The sequence below is a fragment of the Pseudomonas sp. ASL3 genome (genome assembly GCF_056680425.1).
Genome location: NZ_CM155281.1, coordinates 4,590,731 through 4,597,500 on the forward strand (window position 1 = coordinate 4,590,731; position 6,770 = coordinate 4,597,500).

At 54.7% G+C, this 6,770-nt stretch carries 3 protein-coding genes and 2 rRNA genes (1 of these 5 cut by a window edge); all 5 read right to left on the bottom strand.

Annotated features, from left to right (window positions below):
* Positions 1–3 precede the first annotated feature (3 nt).
* The gene (locus AC1MEE_RS21320) at positions 4–2,304 is read right to left on the bottom strand and encodes a PqiB family protein (protein ID WP_480411536.1); all 2,301 of its coding nucleotides are present in this window, start codon (positions 2,302–2,304) and stop codon (positions 4–6) included.
* Positions 2,297–2,920 carry a paraquat-inducible protein A gene (locus AC1MEE_RS21325; protein ID WP_480411537.1) on the bottom strand — a complete coding sequence of 208 codons (624 nt, stop codon included), beginning with the start codon at positions 2,918–2,920 and terminating at the stop codon, positions 2,297–2,299. Before AC1MEE_RS21325 ends, AC1MEE_RS21320 begins: the two co-directional genes overlap by 8 nt.
* Complete coding sequence (locus AC1MEE_RS21330) at positions 2,907–3,566, bottom strand: paraquat-inducible protein A (protein WP_480411538.1); 660 nt, start codon at positions 3,564–3,566, stop codon at positions 2,907–2,909. Before AC1MEE_RS21330 ends, AC1MEE_RS21325 begins: the two co-directional genes overlap by 14 nt.
* A 206-nt stretch (positions 3,567–3,772) precedes the next feature.
* Positions 3,773–3,888 (bottom strand): 5S ribosomal RNA (gene rrf / locus AC1MEE_RS21335).
* A gap of 155 nt (positions 3,889–4,043) precedes the next feature.
* Positions 4,044–6,770: ribosomal RNA gene (locus AC1MEE_RS21340) — 23S ribosomal RNA — on the bottom strand (it continues 164 nt past the right edge of the window).

Genomic DNA, 6,770 nt, shown 5'->3' on the forward strand with positions numbered 1-6,770 from the left:
CGTTTATTTCCCGAGGGAAATCTTCGGTGCCCACTGCAGCCATTCATCCTCGGCCTTGTCGAACAACGGGAAGGTTTGTTCAGGTCGCGCCTGATTGCCCATGCGCTCCCCATCCGGCGTCGCGAACGCGATGCCGCCGTCGATCAACGTCTCCAGCGATTCGGTACGGATGGTCGCGCCTTTGAGCAAGCCGAAGTCGACGCCAAAACCACTGCTGTTCCAGAAACGGCTGCCACCCCGAACCAGCGACGCATAGCGCGGCTCGATCAAGATGTGGATCAGCACGCGATCCGCCGTCTCGCCCAATTCATAGCTCATCACCTTGCCCACGGTCACTTCACGGTAAGTAACCGGCACACCCGGCTTGAGTGAGCCACGACGCGACGCGCTCAGGACCAGACTCAGACCCTCATCACGCGCTGCGGCATTCGGCGGTTCTTTCAACGCGACAAAGCTTTTCTGCGGAGTCGTGCTTTTAGCGGCCGGCAGTACTTCCAGGTATTGGCCGGTGACCAGGGTTTCAAGGTTCGATGTCTTGATCAGCCCAAGCTCCGGCTTGACCACCCAGAACTCAGAGCCGGCACGGGCAATTTTGTCAGGCGCTTCGGTGATCCGCGCCGTCAGCATCACGGCCTGTAAATCATTGGTCAGATCGACGTCTTCAATCTTGCCGACATCCAGACCTTTGAAGCGAATCGGCGTACCCGGGCGCAAGCCGTCTGCGCGGTCGACTTTAATCGTAATTTCGGTCCCTCGCTGTGTAGCCTCGTCATGATTGGCAAACAGCCGGAAGCGAGGGATGCGTTTCATCAACGGGACTTTCGGCTGTGGCGTCTCAAAGGAGATACCACCTGCCATCAGGCTCTGCAGTGATTCGCTTTTGACCTGAATACCCGACAAGCCTCCGGTCAGCGTGATACCGCTGGCATTCCAGAAGCGCGTAGAACCATTGACCAGGTTTTCGTATTCCTTCTCGATGTGCACGCCAAGCACGACCTGCTTTTGATCGCGGGAGAACTGGTAGCTCTGGATTGAACCGACCTTCACCTGCTTGTAAAGCACGGGGCTGCCGACATCCAGCGAACCAAGCGTATCGCTGAACAGCACCATATGCAGACCCGGGGAACGCAGATCCAGTGGGGGCGCCTTGGCTCTGGCCACGAAGTCACGTCTTGGCGTCGCACCTTTGTCACCGGGGCGAACAGCGATGTAGTTCCCTTTGACCAATGCCTCCAGCCCCGTAATGCCCGCGAGAGAAATCGACGGTTTGACGACCCAGAACTGGGTGCCCTCCACGAGATAATCTTCAGCCAACGGGTCGAGGGCCAATTCGACTGTAGCGCTGGAAAGATCGGGGTCAACCTTGAGGGTCTTCATGTTGCCGACCTGAATGCCTTTGTACATCACGGGTGTGCGACCGGCCTGCAAACCTTCGAAATCGCTGAGTTTGACCACGACCCGAATCCCGGCTTGAGCCGCATCGAAGTTTTCATAAAGACGGAACGGCAGGCTGGGGTTGGTGGGCGGGCTGTCCTTGCGATACTCGGGTGTCGCAAAGGCAATGCCGCCGGCAACGATACTGGCCAGCGACTCACTGCGCACCTTCACCCCAGACAGGTTGGCGTCAATGCTGATGCCGCTGGCGTTCCAGAAGCGTGTGTGTTTGCGCACCAGGCTAGCGTAAGTCGGCTCGATGTAAATTTTGATCTCGACCTTACTTTGGTCCTCAGACAGGACATAACTTTTCACCTGCCCGACCTGAATCTGCTTATAGAACACTGGACTGCCCCGATTCAGCGACCCCAGACGGTCTGCCTTGAGGGTCAAGTGCAGGCCGGGCAATCGGTCCGATAACGGCGGCGCCTCGGACAGCGCCTTGAATTTGCGTGTCGGCTCCCCCTCGCCGGGGCTCGCGGCGATATAGTTACCCGACACCAGGGTTTCCAGACCAGTGATCCCGGCCAACGTCACGCTCGGCTTGACCAGCCAGAAGCGAGTATTGGTGCGCAGGGAGGGTTCGACGTCCTTGTTCATTTCGATGGTTGCAATAACGCCTCTGGTATTGCCCTCATCATCCAGCGTCAAGGCTTTTACCTTGCCGATCGACATACCCTTGTAGACCACTTCGGTCTTGTTGGCCTGAATGCCTTCGCCGCTGTCAAAGCGCACCTGGATCTCGATACCCGCCTCGCTATACGCTCGCCAGCCGAGCCATCCGCCGATGATTAAAGCAATCAGGGGCAATACCCAGATGGCGGACCAATTAGACGCCGGGCGGGTTTTAGCGGTAGGCAAATCACTCATTGTCGTCGTCCGACTCCGTGTTATCCCAAATAAGTCGGGGATCAAAAGTTACCGCGGCGAGCATCGTCAAAATCACCACACTGGCAAAAGCGACCGCGCCAAAATTGGCCTCGATACTGGCGAGCCGGCCAAAATTCACAACGGCCACCAGAATGGCAATCACGAATATGTCCAGCATCGACCAGCGCCCGATGAATTCAATAAAGCGATACATGACCATGCGCTGTCTCGCAGACAAGGGTTGGCGTCGCTGCACCGAGAACAGCAGCAGACTCAGGCCGATCAACTTGAACGTGGGGACCAGGATGCTGGCCACGAACACTACGCCAGCAATGGGGTACATCCCATGCTGCATCAGTTGAATGACGCCGGACATGATGGTTGAGGGATCCCCCTTCCCTAATGTTCTGACCGTCATGATCGGCAACACATTGGCAGGAATGTACAGAATGGCAGCGGTGATCAGCAGCGCCCAGGTGCGCTTCATGCTGTTGGGGCGACGGGGATGAATTTGCGCGCCACAGCGAATGCAGGTCGGGTTGTCACTGTCCGGATCAACCTTATTGAGTTCATGGCATTCAGCGCAAATCAGAATGCCTGCATCAATCGCCCGCATATGCATCCTCCCCTGATAGCGCTTGCCAAATCTGGTGAGGCGACATGACTACTTCCAGCCAGACCTGAATCAATAGCATGCCGATAAAACACAGCAGCCCCAATCCCAGGCTCAATTCAGCCAGATCCGCGAGTTTGACCAGCGCGACCAGCACCCCCATGAGGTACACCTCAAGCATGCCCCAGTCACGCAGGTGATGGTAAATGCGGTACAGCAACAAACCAAAACTGCGGCCGACGTTCAAGCGAATGCTTAGTAGCACAATCAGCTGACACAGCAGTTTGAGAAGCGGGATGCCCATGCTGCATAGAAACACCACCACGGAGACGCCTTGCATACCGGTGTCGAACAATCCCAGTACGCCCGTCCAGACCGTGTCTTGAGAAGACTGACCCAACATATTGAGATGCATGATGGGCAAAAAATTCGCGGGCACGTACAGCAACAATGCAGCGATCACTAATGCCAGACTGCGTTGGACGACATTATGTCGATAGGCATAGAGCTCGTAGCCGCAACGTACGCACTGTGCCTTTTCGCCACGGGACAATACGGGCTTACGCATGAGAAGGTCGCATTCATGACATGCCACCAACTCATCCAGCGGCACTTGGGACAGGCCACTGGAGTCGACTTGATCGGGCATAGAGTGAGGAGCTCAGGTCGAAAAGATAGCTGGCTATTCTAATGGTCTGGACATGGAATAGCCGCCCAAATTTGGCACTGCGTGTGGCGGCAAGCCCCTTCGCAGGCAAGCCTGCTCCCACAGATGACCGGGTGCTCTGGAGGAATTTATCGCGCGCAAAAACAAAACCCCTGTCTGCGTAAGCAGACAGGGGTTTCGGAATTTAATCTTGACGATGACCTACTCTCACATGGGGAAACCCCACACTACCATCGGCGATGCATCGTTTCACTGCTGAGTTCGGGATGGGATCAGGTGGTTCCAATGCTCTATGGTCGTCAAGAAATTCGGTAGCCAGCGCGTGGGCCCTTGCGGGTTCACGCGCCAGCGAATGGGGATGTGATAGATTTGTGGGTGTTGCCAATTTTCGACGTGTGTCGTCTTCACACACCGCAATCTGGCCCTTCTTTCGAAGCAAGCAGATTGCTTGGGTGTTATATGGTCAAGCCTCACGGGCAATTAGTATTGGTTAGCTCAACGCCTCACAGCGCTTACACACCCAACCTATCAACGTCGTAGTCTTCGACGGCCCTTCAGGGGACTCAAGGTCCCAGTGAGATCTCATCTTGAGGCTAGTTTCCCGCTTAGATGCTTTCAGCGGTTATCTATTCCGAACATAGCTACCCGGCAATGCCACTGGCGTGACAACCGGAACACCAGAGGTTCGTCCACTCCGGTCCTCTCGTACTAGGAGCAGCCCCTCTCAAATCTCAAACGTCCACGGCAGATAGGGACCGAACTGTCTCACGACGTTCTAAACCCAGCTCGCGTACCACTTTAAATGGCGAACAGCCATACCCTTGGGACCGGCTTCAGCCCCAGGATGTGATGAGCCGACATCGAGGTGCCAAACACCGCCGTCGATATGAACTCTTGGGCGGTATCAGCCTGTTATCCCCGGAGTACCTTTTATCCGTTGAGCGATGGCCCTTCCATACAGAACCACCGGATCACTAAGACCTACTTTCGTACCTGCTCGACGTGTCTGTCTCGCAGTCAAGCGCGCTTTTGCCTTTATACTCTACGACCGATTTCCGACCGGTCTGAGCGCACCTTCGTACTCCTCCGTTACTCTTTAGGAGGAGACCGCCCCAGTCAAACTACCCACCATACACTGTCCTCGATCCGGATAACGGACCTGAGTTAGAACCTCAAAGTTGCCAGGGTGGTATTTCAAGGTTGGCTCCACGCAGACTGGCGTCCACGCTTCAAAGCCTCCCACCTATCCTACACAAGCAAATTCAAAGTCCAGTGCAAAGCTATAGTAAAGGTTCACGGGGTCTTTCCGTCTAGCCGCGGATACACTGCATCTTCACAGCGATTTCAATTTCACTGAGTCTCGGGTGGAGACAGCGCCGCCATCGTTACGCCATTCGTGCAGGTCGGAACTTACCCGACAAGGAATTTCGCTACCTTAGGACCGTTATAGTTACGGCCGCCGTTTACCGGGGCTTCGATCAAGAGCTTCGCGTTAGCTAACCCCATCAATTAACCTTCCGGCACCGGGCAGGCGTCACACCCTATACGTCCACTTTCGTGTTTGCAGAGTGCTGTGTTTTTAATAAACAGTCGCAGCGGCCTGGTATCTTCGACCGGCGTGGGCTTACGCAGTAAATGCTTCACCCTCACCGGCGCACCTTCTCCCGAAGTTACGGTGCCATTTTGCCTAGTTCCTTCACCCGAGTTCTCTCAAGCGCCTTGGTATTCTCTACCCAACCACCTGTGTCGGTTTGGGGTACGGTTCCTGGTTACCTGAAGCTTAGAAGCTTTTCTTGGAAGCATGGCATCAACCACTTCGTGTCCCAAAGGACACTCGTCATCAGCTCTCGGCCTTAAGATCCCGGATTTACCTAAGATCTCAGCCTACCACCTTAAACTTGGACAACCAACGCCAAGCTGGCCTAGCCTTCTCCGTCCCTCCATCGCAATAACCAGAAGTACAGGAATATTAACCTGTTTTCCATCGACTACGCTTTTCAGCCTCGCCTTAGGGACCGACTAACCCTGCGTCGATTAACGTTGCGCAGGAAACCTTGGTCTTTCGGCGTGGGTGTTTTTCACACCCATTGTCGTTACTCATGTCAGCATTCGCACTTCTGATACCTCCAGCAAGCTTCTCAACTCACCTTCACAGGCTTACAGAACGCTCCTCTACCGCATCACCTAAGTGATACCCGTAGCTTCGGTGCATGGTTTGAGCCCCGTTACATCTTCCGCGCAGGCCGACTCGACTAGTGAGCTATTACGCTTTCTTTAAAGGGTGGCTGCTTCTAAGCCAACCTCCTAGCTGTCTAAGCCTTCCCACATCGTTTCCCACTTAACCATGACTTTGGGACCTTAGCTGACGGTCTGGGTTGTTTCCCTTTTCACGACGGACGTTAGCACCCGCCGTGTGTCTCCCATGCTCGGCACTTGTAGGTATTCGGAGTTTGCATCGGTTTGGTAAATCGGGATGATCCCCTAGCCGAAACAGTGCTCTACCCCCTACAGTGATACATGAGGCGCTACCTAAATAGCTTTCGAGGAGAACCAGCTATCTCCGAGCTTGATTAGCCTTTCACTCCGATCCACAGGTCATCCGCTAACTTTTCAACGGTAGTCGGTTCGGTCCTCCAGTTAGTGTTACCCAACCTTCAACCTGCCCATGGATAGATCGCCCGGTTTCGGGTCTATTCCCAGCGACTAGACGCCCTATTAAGACTCGCTTTCGCTACGCCTCCCCTATTCGGTTAAGCTCGCCACTGAAAATAAGTCGCTGACCCATTATACAAAAGGTACGCAGTCACCCAACAAAGTGGGCTCCCACTGCTTGTACGCATACGGTTTCAGGATCTATTTCACTCCCCTCTCCGGGGTTCTTTTCGCCTTTCCCTCACGGTACTAGTTCACTATCGGTCAGTCAGTAGTATTTAGCCTTGGAGGATGGTCCCCCCATATTCAGACAAGGTTTCTCGTGCCCCGTCCTACTCGATTTCATGGCAAAGAGATTTTCGCGTACAGGGCTATCACCCACTATGGCCGCCCTTTCCAGAGCGTTCCGCTAATCTCAATGCCACTTAAGGGCTGGTCCCCGTTCGCTCGCCACTACTAAGGGAATCTCGGTTGATTTCTTTTCCTCAGGGTACTTAGATGTTTCAGTTCCCCTGGTTCGCTCCATACACCTAT

Excerpts from the sequence above, each read along its gene's own strand:
- AC1MEE_RS21330 (WP_480411538.1), bottom strand. The coding sequence starts at position 3,566 with ATGCCCGATCAAGTCGACTCCAGTGGCCTGTCCCAAGTGCCGCTGGAT.
- AC1MEE_RS21325 (WP_480411537.1), bottom strand. The coding sequence starts at position 2,920 with ATGCGGGCGATTGATGCAGGCATTCTGATTTGCGCTGAATGCCATGAA.
- AC1MEE_RS21320 (WP_480411536.1), bottom strand. The coding sequence starts at position 2,304 with ATGAGTGATTTGCCTACCGCTAAAACCCGCCCGGCGTCTAATTGGTCC.